Source organism: Egibacteraceae bacterium (assembly GCA_040905805.1).
Taxonomy (GTDB): domain Bacteria; phylum Actinomycetota; class Nitriliruptoria; order Euzebyales; family Egibacteraceae; genus DATLGH01.
In genome coordinates, this window is the sequence record JBBDQS010000053.1 from 27,903 (window position 1) to 41,544 (window position 13,642).

16 protein-coding genes are annotated in these 13,642 nt (G+C 71.7%); 8 read left to right on the top strand and 8 right to left on the bottom strand.

Going from position 1 to position 13,642, the window contains the following annotated elements:
* Positions 1-68 precede the first annotated feature (68 nt).
* The gene (locus tag WD250_06755; protein MEX2619901.1) at positions 69-620 is read left to right on the top strand and encodes a Uma2 family endonuclease; all 552 of its coding nucleotides are present in this window, start codon (positions 69-71) and stop codon (positions 618-620) included.
* Positions 621-758: 138 nt separating this feature from the next.
* Here WD250_06755 and WD250_06760 read toward each other — a convergent pair whose 3' ends face one another.
* The 4 genes from WD250_06760 to WD250_06775 all read right to left on the bottom strand — a co-directional run bounded on the left by WD250_06760 (position 759) and on the right by WD250_06775 (position 6,872).
* Positions 759-2,336 carry a S8 family serine peptidase gene (locus WD250_06760; protein ID MEX2619902.1) on the bottom strand — a complete coding sequence of 526 codons (1,578 nt, stop codon included), beginning with the start codon at positions 2,334-2,336 and terminating at the stop codon, positions 759-761.
* Between the two features lie 158 nt (positions 2,337-2,494).
* Complete coding sequence (locus tag WD250_06765; GenBank protein MEX2619903.1) at positions 2,495-4,306, bottom strand: extracellular solute-binding protein; 1,812 nt, start codon at positions 4,304-4,306, stop codon at positions 2,495-2,497.
* Complete coding sequence (locus WD250_06770) at positions 4,303-5,367, bottom strand: hypothetical protein (GenBank protein MEX2619904.1); 1,065 nt, start codon at positions 5,365-5,367, stop codon at positions 4,303-4,305. Before WD250_06770 ends, WD250_06765 begins: the two co-directional genes overlap by 4 nt.
* 47 nt (positions 5,368-5,414) lie before the next feature.
* The gene (locus tag WD250_06775) at positions 5,415-6,872 is read right to left on the bottom strand and encodes an AAA family ATPase (protein MEX2619905.1); all 1,458 of its coding nucleotides are present in this window, start codon (positions 6,870-6,872) and stop codon (positions 5,415-5,417) included.
* Between the two features lie 292 nt (positions 6,873-7,164).
* Here WD250_06775 and WD250_06780 point away from each other — a divergent pair, with 292 nt between their 5' ends.
* The gene (locus tag WD250_06780; GenBank protein MEX2619906.1) at positions 7,165-8,136 is read left to right on the top strand and encodes a hypothetical protein; all 972 of its coding nucleotides are present in this window, start codon (positions 7,165-7,167) and stop codon (positions 8,134-8,136) included.
* A gap of 149 nt (positions 8,137-8,285) precedes the next feature.
* A complete protein-coding gene (locus WD250_06785) occupies positions 8,286-9,428 on the top strand; it encodes a hypothetical protein (GenBank protein MEX2619907.1) in 1,143 nt (380 codons plus the stop codon).
* Between the two features lie 57 nt (positions 9,429-9,485).
* Here WD250_06785 and WD250_06790 read toward each other — a convergent pair whose 3' ends face one another.
* Positions 9,486-9,668 carry an acyl-CoA dehydrogenase gene (locus WD250_06790; GenBank protein ID MEX2619908.1) on the bottom strand — a complete coding sequence of 61 codons (183 nt, stop codon included), beginning with the start codon at positions 9,666-9,668 and terminating at the stop codon, positions 9,486-9,488.
* 657 nt (positions 9,669-10,325) lie between these two features.
* Here WD250_06790 and WD250_06795 point away from each other — a divergent pair.
* From WD250_06795 to WD250_06805, 3 genes are read left to right on the top strand one after another with little or no spacing between them, the layout of a single operon-like run.
* Entirely contained in the window at positions 10,326-10,655 is a 330-nt protein-coding gene (locus WD250_06795; GenBank protein ID MEX2619909.1) for a hypothetical protein, read from the top strand.
* Positions 10,652-11,092, top strand: coding sequence for a hypothetical protein (locus tag WD250_06800; GenBank protein ID MEX2619910.1), 441 nt, complete (start codon positions 10,652-10,654; stop codon positions 11,090-11,092). The genes WD250_06795 and WD250_06800 overlap by 4 nt, the downstream gene beginning before the upstream one ends.
* Positions 11,093-11,102: 10 nt before the next feature.
* Positions 11,103-11,525: a hypothetical protein gene (locus WD250_06805; GenBank protein MEX2619911.1), complete on the top strand. Its 423-nt coding sequence runs from the start codon at positions 11,103-11,105 to the stop codon at positions 11,523-11,525.
* 86 nt (positions 11,526-11,611) lie between these two features.
* On the opposite strand, the gene WD250_06810 is transcribed toward WD250_06805, so the two are convergent.
* On the bottom strand, positions 11,612-11,773 hold the full coding sequence (locus WD250_06810; GenBank protein MEX2619912.1) for a hypothetical protein: 162 nt from the start codon (positions 11,771-11,773) through the stop codon (positions 11,612-11,614).
* Between the two features lie 18 nt (positions 11,774-11,791).
* Positions 11,792-12,157 (bottom strand): DUF5615 family PIN-like protein, encoded by a 366-nt coding sequence (locus tag WD250_06815; GenBank protein ID MEX2619913.1) that lies wholly within the window; start codon positions 12,155-12,157, stop codon positions 11,792-11,794.
* 99 nt (positions 12,158-12,256) lie between these two features.
* On the opposite strand from WD250_06815, the gene WD250_06820 reads away from it, so the two are divergent.
* The gene (locus WD250_06820; protein MEX2619914.1) at positions 12,257-12,508 is read left to right on the top strand and encodes a hypothetical protein; all 252 of its coding nucleotides are present in this window, start codon (positions 12,257-12,259) and stop codon (positions 12,506-12,508) included.
* Positions 12,508-12,942, top strand: a complete 435-nt coding sequence (locus tag WD250_06825; protein ID MEX2619915.1) for a type II toxin-antitoxin system VapC family toxin — start codon at positions 12,508-12,510, stop codon at positions 12,940-12,942. Before WD250_06820 ends, WD250_06825 begins: the two co-directional genes overlap by 1 nt.
* Positions 12,943-12,962: 20 nt before the next feature.
* Here WD250_06825 and WD250_06830 read toward each other — a convergent pair.
* Positions 12,963-13,642 (bottom strand): plasmid pRiA4b ORF-3 family protein (locus WD250_06830; GenBank protein MEX2619916.1); only part of this gene is annotated, 680 nt, incomplete at its 5' end.

Sequence of the window (13,642 nt, forward strand, 5' to 3'; positions counted from 1 at the left end):
CCCCCCCCCCGCGGCGTGGTTACGCTGTCCACAGGTCCGTCGACGACAACGACCATGGAGCGTGGAGCATGGCTAGGGTCCAGCGTGTGATCACCGACCTCGCCGACTACACCACCGCCGAGCTCGAGGCGCTCGAGAACGAGCACCCCGAGTGGGGGCGGCTGGAGGTGATCGACGGGGCACTGCACGCCACCGGAGGGTCCGCCGTGGGCGACCGCCACCAGCTCCTCGTCCAGCGCCTGTACCTGCTGTTCGCCGCCGCGTGTCCGCCCTCGCACATCGTGCGACTCGACACGTGGTGGTTGTCCTCGCGCGGGCGGATCCGTCCCGACCTCGCGCTGTACCGCCCGCAGGACCGGCCCGCGAACCGCCGGTCGTTCACGGTCGCGCCGTGGGCGACGCTTGAGGTGCTGAGCGACGACGTCCACCACGACCTGGTCCGCAAGCACGGGGTCTACGCCGAGCAGGGTGTGGTCCGGCGGGCCTACGTCGAGGCGTGGGGGCGCTACCCGTGGTGGTGCCGCCTGGACGGCGTCGACCACGACGGCCCCACCGCCACCTGGGCGCTGGACGGCTGGCCGGCGCTGCACCTCGACCGCGACACCCTCCTCGCCGACTGAGCTGCACCACCGGATGGGTGGCACTGCCACCGATCAGGAACCAGGCGAACCTCGCCGAGGTCGCGGACCGCCCGGGGCACCGGCAACCGCGTCCAGCACGCGCTGTCGCGTGCTTGCCGACGGTTGTCGTCCCCCAGCCTACAGCCCGGTGACCTGCAGGAACCACTCCAGATGGGGGTTGCCGCTGGTGTTGGTCCAGGTCCCGGTCTCGCTCTCGGTGGTGTCCTGCGCCCGGCCCAGCAGGTCGGAACGGGCGTTGGTGAACGCCGCGAAGTCGGCGGCCTGCGGCTTGCTCTGCAAGAAGACGGCGGCAGCGCCGGCGACGTGGGGTGCGGCCATCGACGTGCCGCTCTTGGTGGTGGTCCCGCCGCCGGCCTGGGTGGACAGGATGCTGACCCCGGGGGCGGCGATCCCCACGGGCGCCGACACGGTGGGGATGTAGTCGACCGCGTCATCACCCCAGTTGGACCAGCTCGGCCAGTCCGAGTCGGCGTTGGTCGCCGAGACGGTGATGACCGTGTCGTCGTAGGCGGCGGGGACCGCGCCGGCGGCGTCGGCCCCGCTGTTGCCGGCGGCGACGGCGAACACCACGCCGACGTCGGTCGCGTCGCAGATCGCCTGGTGGTAGGCGTCGGCGCCGGAGAACTCGCCGTTCGCGCACGTGGCGGTTTTCGAGCCCGAGCCGCCGAGGCTCATGTTCGCGACCCGGGCGAGGCCGGTGTTGTGGCTGGCGACCCAGTCGATGCCGGCGATCACCCCCGAGCGGGTGCCCGAGCCGCTCTTGGCCAGCACCTTGACCGCGTGCAGCGTCACGTCGGGCGCCACCCCGACGACGTCCACGTCGTTGTCGAGCGCGCCGATCGTGCCCGCCACGTGCGTGCCGTGGCCGTGGTCGTCGTCCCAGTCGGCCGCGCAGCCCCCGCCCCGGCACGGCTCGACGGCGTAGCCCTCCGCCACGTTGGTGGTGAGGTCGCGGTGGTCCGGGTCGATGCCGGTGTCGATCACGTACACGTGGATGCCGGCGCCGGTGTTGCCGTCGCGCAGCGGCGCCCCAACGCGCTCGACGCCCCACGGCACGGGCTGGAGGTCGGTCGACGTCGCGGTGAGCGTGAAGTCAACCGTGGTGGTGCTATCCGCCCCGACCGTCGCCTCCTTGCTCTGCGGGTCGAACCCGTCGGCGGTGGCCGTGACCGTGTGCTTGCCCTCGGGGACGTCGCTGATCGAGTAGTCCCCGTTGCCGTCGCTGGTCGCCGACAGCGTCGTCCCCTCGACGGTGACGGTCGCGTCGGCGATGGCCTCGTCGGTGCTGGCGGTGACCGTCCCGGCGATCGTGCCGGTCCCTGGCTCCGGTGACGGCGCGTCGCAGTCCCCGCTGTAGGGGGTCGGCTTGTCGTGCCCGCACTGGTGGTGGGCGGTGGTCACGACACGGTCCGCATCGACGTAGGCGACCCGGGGGTCAGCGGCGATGCGCGCGGCAGCGCGCTCGGACATGCGCGCGGCGTAGCCCTGCAGGGCGTGGCGGTAGACGTGGGCGACCGAGGCGTTGTGGGCGCGGCTGTGCTCGGCGGCGACCGCTCCGGGGTCCCCGGACTCCAGCACCACGATGTAGGCGCCGGGGATCACGTCGGGGTCGGCTGTGGGTGTGGCTCCACCTGCCGTCGGCAGCAGCGCCAGCATCATCGTCGCGGCTCCCACGAAAGCGATCGAGCGTCTCATCGTGCGCTCCTCCCGGGCGAGCACGCCGCCAACCCCGCGCTGGCCGTACCGCTCGTACCCCGGAGCATGAGGGTATAAGGCCAGGAGGGGCCGCCACAAGGCCCCGCGCCAGAACCATCACAAGGGGCTAGGCTAGCGCGGCCGCGGCGTCCGAGGGGTCAGAAGTTAGAGATCACCGCCGTGAAGACCTGGTCGATCGTGCGCGGGTCGCTGGAGTCGTACGCCGCGGCGTCGGTGGCCTCGGCGATGCGCCGCAGCACCGCCGGGTCGGCGTCGCGCCCGTAGGCGATCGGAAAGATGCGCACCGGGGACTGCTGGCCCTCCAGCCCTTCGGTGAGCGAGCGCAGCATGGCCTCGAGGTCGTCGTTGCGGGGGTCCTCGTTGCGACCGTCGGTGAGCAGCACGACCGCGTTGATCTTGGCCGGGTCCGCGTCCGCGCGCAGCTCGCGAAAGCTCTCCTGGGTGACCGTGTACAACGGGGTCCCCGCGACGGGGACGAGCCCCTCCAGGCGCTCCTGGAGGGCGGTGCGGTTCTCGCTCATGGGCCCGATGGGAACGAGGTCGATCCAGTCGTCCTGGCCGTCCGGACCGAGGTTGGTCGAGAAGATCCGCAGCCCCACCTCGTCGTCGTCGCGGAACTGGTCGAGCGCCTGGACCGCCGCTTGCACGGCGAGGTCGAGCTTGGTCTCGCGGCTGTCACCAGCCGGGTCGGCCATGGAGCCGGACACGTCCATGACCAGCTGGACGCGCGCGGCCTTGCGCTGCTCCTCCCAGCGCTCCAGCACTTCCACCATCACCGGTGGCGGCGGCACCTCCAGGGTGGTCTGCGGCTCCTCGGGGTCCACCCCGAGGTCGGCCACCAGCGGTGGCCCCAACGCCACCTCCGGGTTGCCCGGCCGGAAGCCGAACTCGAGCACCCGTTCCTGGTTCTCGGGTCGCTGCACGTACTCCTCGAAGACCCGGGCACCCGCCCGCTGCTCGTCGCTGACCCAGTCGGCGTCAAGGATGATGAAGGGGTTGTCGCTGAACAGCGTCCCCTCCTTGGGGTAGATCCCCACAAGGGGGATCCGCGGTTCCTCGAGCACCTCGCCGGGCTCCAGGACCCCGTCGGGGTTGCCGCGGTTGTAGTTGATGAGGCTGACCTCCTCGATGGCGATCGCCGAGGCGTAGGTCAGCACGGTGCCGCGGGCGTCGTTGCGGGCCATGTTGTTCAGGAATGTCAGCGTGGTGTCGCCGTAGTGCACGACCGCGGACTCGACTCCGCGGGCGAACTCGGCGACCTCGTCCTGGGCAAGGTCCTCGGTGCTGAGGCCCCGCTCCTTGCCCGTGGCGGCGTAGTACTGCGCGATCAGCGCGGAGAGCCCCGACGTCGAGAAGTTGGGGTTGGTCTTGCCGAGGCGGAAGCGGCCCCACTCCGGGTGGCCGACGCTGCCCCACCCCTCCGGGTCGTTGGCGAGAGCCAGGACGTCGGCCCACCCGATGGGCGTGTCCGGGTGACCGAGTGCGGTCGCCATCGGTTCGGGCATGGCGATCAGCAGCGGGGTGAGCATGAATGGCCGGGCATCGGCCGGCGCCATGGGCGACTCCCCCTGCTCGTCGAGGAGCTGGTTCAGGATCGCGCCCCAGCTGCTGGCCGCGGGCGACCAGATCACGGGCGCCGGGCCGTCGGCATCGGGGTTGGGCCAGCCCTGGCTGAGCAGGGTCATCGCCCCGCCGGAAGCCGACGAGTACGGGCGGACGAAGATGCACTCGCCATCGACGACCGCCTCGTCCGAGCCGTTGAAGTCGCCCGCGAGATCGGTCAGCAGGTCGATCTTCTCCGAGCTGACCGCCATGTCGACCGTGACGCAGTCGCCAGGGTCGCCGAGGTCACCGCCGGTCTCGCGCTCGCCGGTTGTGCCGCCCTGGCATGCGGCCAGGGCCATCGCACCGGCCATGGCCAGAGCCGTCCAACGCAGCAATCCCGTCATCGTCCGACCTCCTGTGCGAGCTGCAGCAACACGAACAGCGTCCCTGCCGGCGGCAACCCCGCCTCTGTCGGCAGCCCTCCCGGAAAGGCCACCCCCACCTGTGTCAACGCCGGTGCGTCCGGACTGCCCTCGACCCGCCAGCCGGCCTCCGCGAGCAGGGCCGGCGCGACCCGCGCCACCTCCTCGGCGAGGGCGTGCGCCCCATCATCATCGCCGATCGCGGCCACGACCAGGTTGGCGGTCACCACCGGCTCGATCGGCTGCAGCCGCAGCGTGGGCGCGCGGGCGGCGGTCCGGGCGAGGAAGGGCGCGGCTTGGGCCTCGAGCACGCCGGCGATGTCCAACGCGCTCTCCCCCCGCTGCACCATCGCCTCGATCGGAGACGCCAGCCCTGGCGGGAGCGGGGGCCTCGCCTCCTCCAGCCGGCTGAGCCAGGCGAAGAAGGCGTTGCCCTCCACATCGGCCCTGCTGACATCGCCCCCGCCGGCGTATCCCGCAGCGATCTGGCCCAGCAGCAGCATCGCCTCGGCGGCGTCGGCACCCTCGGCACGGCCGACCTTCACCCGACCCCAGGCCTCGGGGGCGCCGATGTCCGCCCACGAGCCTGCGGCCACGTCCCCGACGCACCGCCAGGTCAAGGTGCCGCACGCGCTTTCCAGCGCGGCGGCGCGCTCCTCCCACACGGCGGCCACCAGCGGCGAACGTGCCAGCGGCGTGCCGTCGCCGAGCACCGTCGCCTCGCCGGCGGACTCCAGGCGGAGCGCGGCGACCTCCACCCAAGGGTCAAGCGTGAGCCAGGCGCCCCGCAGCTCCTCCCCGGCCGGGTCGACCAGCCGGTCGGCGACGGCCGCCGGGGCCTCGGCGACAGCGCCCACGTCCGCCTCGTCGGCGACTGCCTCACAGACGTCCTCCAAGCCGACGTCGCAAGTCAGCGTCAGCTCGCCGGCGGTCCCGGGGGGATTCCCCGGGCCGGCGAGAGGCGCATCCTCGATGCGGGAGCGAAAGCTCAGCGCCCCCGCGACCATGCCCACGGCGAGCACCAGCGCAAGGATGCGCTTCACCGCCATTGGAGCCCCCAGCCGCCGCTCACCGGCTCAGGGTATCGGCATCACCCGTCCGCGGTGGCATGGGGGTCGGCCCGCTCGGGCACGTCGCGGGCCGTGAGCGTCACCAGGTCCTCCTCGGTGTGCTCGCGGCCCTCGCGGTGCAGGGCGTCCACCCGGGCGACGACCCGGCTGGCCTGGCGGGCGACCGCCGCCTCGAACAGGTTGCGGGCGAGCCTGCCGTTGCCGAAGCCGCGATCGCGGGGGGCCCGGTCCAGCAGCGTGCGCATGGCGTCGCGCGCGCCCCGCGTCAGCCGGTAGTGGTGACGCCGAGCCAACAGCTCCAGGATGGCGAGCAGCTCGTCGGTGGTGTAGTCGGGGAAGAAGATCGTCTTGGGGAAGCGCGACCGCAGGCCGGGGTTCGCGTCGATGAAGGTCGCCATCTCGTCGGTGTAGCCGGCCACGATCACCACGACGCGGTCACGGCGGTCCTCCATCAGCTTGACCAGCGTGTCGATGGCCTCCGCCCCGAAGTCCCGTTCGCCGCCGCGCGCCAGCGCGTAGGCCTCGTCGATCAGCAGGACGCCGCCGTCGGCGGCGTCGAACACCTCGGTGACGCGGGTGGCGGTCTGGCCGACGAAGCCGGCGACCAGGCCGGAGCGGTCAGTCTCGACGAGGTGGCCCCGCTCGACGACGCCCAGGGCCCGGTAGATCTGGGCGACCAGGCGGGCCACGGTGGTCTTGCCGGTACCCGGGTTTCCCGTGAACACCAGGTGGCGGCTCTGGACGGCGACCGGCAGGTCCCGAGCACGGCGCAGCTGCTCGACGCGGAGCAGGTCGGTGACCAGGCGCACCTCGGCCTTGACGCCGTCGAGACCCACCAGCTCGTCGAGGGCAGCGAGCGACTCGTCCAAGGAGCGCTCGGGCTCGTGCAGACCCTCCACCGTCCCGACCGGGCGGCCCTCGGCCGGCGCCGTCTCGGCCGGCCCGGGTCCGGTGCCCTGCGCCGGGGGCGCTGCGGGGGCCGCGGGGGGCGTGGGCAGCAGCCGCAGCAGCATCTTGCGGAAGTCGTCGACAGCCGCGAGCTCGAGGCGGTCGGTGTAGCCGTCGAACGCCGCGGTGGCGTGCGCGACCGCCATGGCCCGCTCGTAGTACACCCGGGTGCGCGCCGAATGGTCCCCGAGGTCGGCGTCGCGCAGCAGGCTGAAGAGCGGGGAGGGCGCCCCCAGCCACTCCGCTGCGTCGTCGAGGAGGCCTTGGCGACGCACCTCCTCGGGGGTGGCCTGCCCCAGTCGGCCGTCGAGCCGGCCGGCGAACACGCTGATGAGGGCCAGGATCTCGTGGTCGCCGACACGCCCGTCGGCGACCACGAGCGCGGCGGCGAGGTGGTAGGAGTCCAGGGCCACGTCGGCCCCCGCCCGGCTGGGGTCCATGCCCGTGGCGCGGGCCAGGGCCTCCAGCACCGGGGTCAGCGCTGCCACGAACAGGTCCACGTCGTGCGACAGGCGTGCCGTGGTGTCCACCGTGCTCCCTCCGCCATCGCTTGGACGCAGCGTAGAGGGCTGGGGAGACAACCGCCTCGCCGACCCCGACGTGGACTACTCGCAGTTCGACACGGACGGCGACGGCGTCATCGGTCAGGACGAGCTCGTCCTGGTGCGCCAGGACGTCTCCCCCGACCCTGTGCCCGAGGGGTTCCGCCACGGCGCAGCGCCCCGACCTCGTAGAGCTCGACGGCGTGGAGCTCGGTGGTGCCGGCAACGCATGGGACAATGATCGGTTGGTGGCCGTCGAGCCGGCACCGCCACCAACCTGATGACGCTGGTCCACGAGGTCGGCCACGCCGCCTTCGACATGCCCGACACCCGCATCAACAACGATGTCGACCGATACGACCTCGGTGCGGGCACGTCGAACCTCGCGGACGCGTCGCTGTTCCGGTCGAGCGCGTGGCAGGCGATGCGCCTCGGCTGGGCCGACCCGACGGTGGTCACCCACAGCGGCTACTACGAGGTGCCGGCCTCACCGCTTGGCGACCCGTTCGTGCTGTACGACCCCGCGCGGGGCACCGACGAGCACTTCGTCGTGGAGAACCGCGTCGGGGGCAGCGACCACTACGACCAGGGCCTGCTCGACATCGGTCTTGTCGTGTGGCGGGTCGACGAGCGCAACTACCACCCGGTCGGCGCCCAGGGCGCGTACCTGTCGCTCACCCGACCCGACGACGGCAGCGCGACGTTCAGCCCGGGCGTCGAACCGGGCGACCCACAGCGCACACTGGACGGAGCGACGTGGCTCGACGACAGCGACGCCGACATCGCCATCCGCGCGATCTCCCCGGTCGGCGACGTGATGCGCGTATACTTCGACGTACCGGGCGCCGGCATCCTCGTCGACCCCATCACCCACGCCTCGAATGGGACCGCGGTCGACCTCGCCCCTGGCGACTACGCCATCCGCGCGGCCACCGAGCGCTTCGGCCGGCACACGGCCGGCGTGGACAGCGCCGACTACCGGGTGCTGACCGCAGCGCAGCGCGTGCAGCAGCTGCGCGACCACGTCACCGACGCCGACCTGCGCCCCGGAATCGAGCGCAGCCTGACCGCCAAGCTGGAGTCCACGCTGGAACGGCTCGAGGCCGGCGATTCGGCGTCGGCCTGTCACCCGTTGCAGGCCTTCGCCAACGAGGTCCAGGCGCTGCAGGGTCGGCAGGTCTCCGAGGCCCGCGCCGCGGCCTGGCTGCACGAGACCCGGAGCATCCGCGCCCAGCTGAGCTGCTCCACCTGACCATCCTGGCTGGCGCCATGACCCTCCTATCTGTCGCGATCACCTGTTGACTCCGGGCCTGGGGGCCGGTACGTGTAGGTGCGCCCGCACGGTGCTGATGCCGCCCCCGCCCGACGGCGCGGTGGCGGCCCACGAGAGGAACGCTGACCATGGCCATTCCCACCGAGAACGTCGGCTCGCTGCCGCGCCCGAAGAAGCTCCAGCAGGCCCTCTCCGCCTACGACGCGGGCACCATCACCCATGAGCAGCTGGTCGCCGAGCAGGACGAGGCATGCCGGGACTCGATCGAGCGGATGGAGGCCACCGGCCAGGCGTTTGTCACCGACGGCGAGCAGCGTGAGTCGAGCTTTGCCACCTACCCGTTGACCGACACGCTGGCCGGGACCGGTCTGGCAGACAACCTCGCCCCCGACGGGCAGTTCTTCGCCATCTTCGACGACGGCCACGACCGCCAGCTGCCTCGGCTGACCGGCGGCCCCTTCCGCTACAAGACGTACGCGTCGGAGTCTGTGGAGAAGGCCGTGGCGATCGCCACCAAGCCCGTCAAGAAGGCCGTGATCGCCCCGTCCATGCTGATGCTGCTGTATCCGCTGGAGGGCGAGGTCCCCGGCTACCCCCGCGAGCAGTTCCTCTCCGACCTGGTCGACGAGTGCGAGAAGGACATCCGCCAGTGCTTCGCCGCGGGTGCGGTGCGGGTCTCGGTGGACTTCACCGAGGGCCGGCTGGCCAACAAGAACGATGCGCGCAACCCGTGGACGGGCCGCGACATGCTCGACGACTTCATCCGGCTCAACAACCGCGTCATGGAGCGCTTCACGGCCGAGGAGCGAGTCAACATCGGCATCCACACCTGCCCGGGAGGCGACTGCGACTCGGTGCACAGCGCCGAGGTGCCCTACGAGAAGCTGCTGCGCAACATGTTCGACATCAATGCCGGATACTTCCTCATCCAGTGCGCCAGCGAGCGCGACAAGGAGAACGTCTACAAGCTGTGCGGGGAGTACCGCCGCGACGACGCCGACGGCGTCGCCCAGAAGTGCTTCATGGGCGTGATCGATCCCCTGAACCCGCAGGTGGAGACGCCCGAGCAGGTCAGGGACGCGCTGGTCACCGCGGCCGGCTACATCCCGGTCGAGCACCTGGGCGCGACCGATGACTGTGGCTTCTCACCGTTCAGCACCGACGAGAAGCCCAAGCACGGCTCGCCCGACCTCGCCAGGGACATCGCGTTCCAGAAGATCACCGCGCGCGTCGAGGGCGTGCAGCTGGCCTCCGACCAGCTCGGCTTCTAGCGGCGATGGGCAGGCCGGGGGTGGGCGCGTGCGGGCCCCCGGCTCGTCACCTTGACCTCACCGGCTCGGTTGTCCGATCGGGGCGGCGAGCAGCGCATTCGGGATTCCGAACGCATCGACGAGGTCGACCGCGTGGGGCCGCAACTCGGAGCACAGACGGTCCACCTGTCTGATGATCGCGCGTGACTTGTTCGCCTCGAACAGGCCCTGTTCGAGGTACCAGGCGCGGTGCCGTTCCAAGTGGAGACAGCGCGTACAGCGTGGGTGGTCGCCATCGCCTTGAGCCCGGCCGCACGCGACTCCAGTTGCATCCGCTCACGAGGATCGGCGTCACGCGATCGCAGGAGGGAAACGTAGTCGTCGGCGAGGTCACGCAGGGCGAAGTGCAGCGCATAGGTCGTGGCCAGCGGGATGATGAGGCGCCGCTGGTGCGTGCGGTAATCGAGCAGGGGAGTCTCGGGTCCCGAGGGGGGCGCGAACTGGCGGCGTCGCTCGGCATACCGGGTGGCGATGGTCAGCGCGGATCGTGCTGCGCTCGTGATGCCTCGACGTGCCGAGGTGGAGGATGGCCCCGCCGAACAGCCCGAACTGCACCCGCGAAGCACGCATCGAGGCGCAGGTCAACATCCGCCGCAAGCGCCTTGCGGCCATGCTCAAGTTCCTCGAGGTGGAGGGAGCCGTCGAACGCACCGCCACGGGCTGGCAGCGCACCCTGCGTCCCTGGAGCTACGACGAGGATCGCGTTGCTGCCGTGACCGCACAGCGACGCGCCGAGCAGCGGGCCATGCGGACCTACATGACCACCGACGGGTGCCTCATGGCGTTCCTGCGCGAGCAGCTCGACGACCCGTCAGCAGCGCCCTGCGGCCGCTGCCGACAGCTGTGGCAGACGAGCTCGTGTCCGCGGCGGTGGGCCACCTGCGGTGCCAGACCCTCGAGATCGAGCCGCGCAAGCCGTGGCCGCAGGGCGTCGCGGGCGTGTCAGAACGCATCCGTCCGAAGCATCAGCTGCTGCCTGGCCGATCGCTGTCCGTCTTCGTCGACTCGCGCTGGACCCGGCTGGTCGACGTCGGTGTCGAACCGCTCACCTCCCGGGACTACTGGTGGCTGATCGGCACCGTCAAGGACCCAGCCACTCTCCTCGGCGCCGACGCCCACGAGATCTTGGAAGGCTTTGCCCTTGCAGCAGGGCCTGCAGGCTCACACCGTTCGACTCGCGCCATGTGAACGACGCCGGCGCGGGTGTGGCCCGTCAGGTCACTCGGCTCGCCGCTGAGCGGAGCGACGTGCTCGTCTCGGGCGGCGCCAAAGGCGTGGACCAGGTCGCCATGTCCGCCGCCGAGGAAGCCGGCGGCGCGGTGGTCGCCGGCTTCTCGGTCGGAAACGCCATGGCGCGGAACAAGATCGTCTACGCCCTCGCCCGGGTCACGCTGGTCGTCGCCGCCGACGCCCACCTTGGCGGCACCTGGGAAGGCGCGCAGGAGGCGCTGCGCCGAGCGTTCGGACCGGTGACCGTGTGGATCGGCGAGGGGCGCAGAGGCAGCGGTCGTGGTTGGGTGCCCCAACGGTTAGCGAGAGGCAGGGCGGGCGTGCTGGCACCCTACGCCGCTGCCAACGGCGGTCCGGCCTTGGCGTCCATACTGACCGGCAACTGCCCTCGTTGAAGGAGGCCTCGTGCCGCGCGCGTCAAAGGCGAGCCCCGCCCTTGACGCGCTGTCGAACGCCGAGCGGGCCGCCGCACTCGACCGGCTGCTCGACCGCCGCCCCGACTTGCTCCCCGAAGCCGAGGTCGTGGCAACCGAGCTGCTGACCGATGTCGATCGCGACGACGTGGCCGACGAGGTCGTCGACGGCCTGGCGCGCACGGCTGCCGCGGGGTTCACCGACGCCGCCACCGACATCGGCTTCGGTCTCCTGCTGGGCCTGTACCGCCTTCGGGAGGGCGCCGGCGAGGACACCCTCATCGGCTGGTGCGGTGCGGACCAGGAGTCATGGGAGCTGGCCACCAGCGTGGTGCTCGCCTTCGACGACGCCGGTCTCGACCCGGGCAGCGAGACGGTCAACGCCCTGGTGCCCGACTGGAGCGCCATCGCGTAGCGTTTGCGGCCGTGCCGCCACCCGATGCGCTGCCGCCCGGCAACAACGAGCACCCGTGGACACGGGACGCGGGCTTTGCACCTGCATCAGGCGGCTGGCACGCTGCTGTGGGCCCGCAGGGGACGGTCGAGGCGCTCGACCGGACCCAGGCCCGCGCGGTGCTGCTCGATGCGGCGACGCATCCGGCAGTGGCGGCGGATGAGCGCGGCGACTACCCACCGCTCGACCCGTTGGGAGAGGTTGGTCAAGGCCAGCGGATTGCACGCTCAAGGCTTCAACCAGATGAGCCGGTCTCTGAGGGCTTCATCGTCGGGATGCTGGGACAGCAGCGCGTCCAGCGTGATCACGAAGCGGCCGATCGCTGTTCGGGTGCGGGGCAGGCGGCGATCGGAGGTCAGCACGATGCCGAGGTGCCTTCTGCCGGCTCGTGCCCACTCCCCCGCGATGGGTACGAAGTCCTTGGCGTCGTTGGTCAGCAGTGCGCTTGCGTGGCCGACCGCATGCCCGAGCAGGGCCTCATCCGAGAGCTGGCGCGTGACGGTGTCGTCCGCCGCAGAGCGCACCGCGTGTCCACGATCGCGCAGTTGCTCGGCGATGACGGGCGTGAAGTGGACGTCGAGCAGCAGCTTCACCGAGGCGCGCCAGGCTTGGCGTCACGTGACGGTTCAGCGCCGCGCGCGAACTCTGCCTGCACCAGCGCCGAGGCCACTGACACATGCTACTGTATGTGTATGCCACTGGATCGGCGACTGCAGATCCTACTCGAGGAACGCCAGCACGTGCTGCTCGAGCAGGAGGCCGCGCGCCGGGGCACGTCGGTGGCCTCGCTGATCCGTGAGGCGATCGACCGGGTGTACGCGGGCGCAACCGCGGACCGCCAGGATGCGGCCGCGGCGATCCTCGAAGCGAGCCCCATGCCCGTCGAGGACTGGGCCCCCCTGAAGGCCCGGATGCTCGACGAGATGGCAGGCGAGCCCGGCTGATGGGCGGCCGCGCCCTCATCGACAGTGCGGTCTTCGTCTACGCCGTAGGCACCGACCATCCCTACCGTGAACCGTGCCGCCGCCTCGTCGAGGCCCTCGGGCAGGACGCGTTGCAGGGCGAGGCGAGCGTGGAGGCGGTCCAGGAGCTCCTCCACCAGCGGGTGCGGCGCACCGGCGACCGCGCCGGCGCGACGCGGTTGGCGCGTTGCGTCGCCGGCCTCTGCCCCCTGCACGACGTCACGGTGGCCGACCTGCGCACTGCTCTGGAGCTGTTCGCGCGGCACGACCGGCTGCAGGCCCGCGACGCGATCCACGCAGCCACGGCGGTCAACCGGGGCATACCCGTGATCATCTCCCCCGACCGGGACTTCGACGGGCTCGCCCATCTGCAACGGGTCGACCCTGTCGAGGCGGCCGCGTCCATCCCACCGTAGCCCTGGCGGGATGGCGAAGGTCACCTGCTCGACGGCCACGTCCGCAGCGCGGCGCGGGCGAAGGCCACGCCACCGGGGGTCGGCGACGCGCGCCTCGGGCGGTCGGTCAGGCCCCCGAGGCGGCGCAGCACCGCGGTGGTGTCCCAGGCGAGACGGGCCGCTGTCTGGCCGGACAGGGGTGTGCGGTCGGCGTGGCGCCAGCCGAGGTCGGTGAGCACGTCGGCGACGAGGCCGCGGTGCTTGCGCAGCAGCCCTATCAGCTGGGCGGTCTCACGCAGGTGGAGCACCGGGAGGGTGAGTTCCTCGCGGGTGGCCGCACCGATCCACTCGTCGGCGAGGTCGAGATCGTCGAGCCGGCTGTTGACCTCGTCGACCTCGAAGGGCACCGGGGGTCGGTCGGTGGGATCGACCTCGTCGCCGTACAGCTCGGCGTGCTCGGTGATCGCCTCGTGGTGGTCGGGGTGAGCCGGGTCGCACGCGGCAGCGACGAGCTCGTAGCCGTACATCCCGCCGCAGTCCTCGGGCGGTCCGTCGCGCAACCCGCCGGTGCACCATGCCCGCGGTGCGTCGGCCTCGCGCGGCGCGACCGCTTCCAGACGGATCGTGTGCGCCCAGTCGTCACCGAAGTCGTAGGTGTAGAAGAGGCGCTCGCCGGGGTCGACGAGCACCTCGTCGAGGCGCACCTCGTGGGCGGGTACGC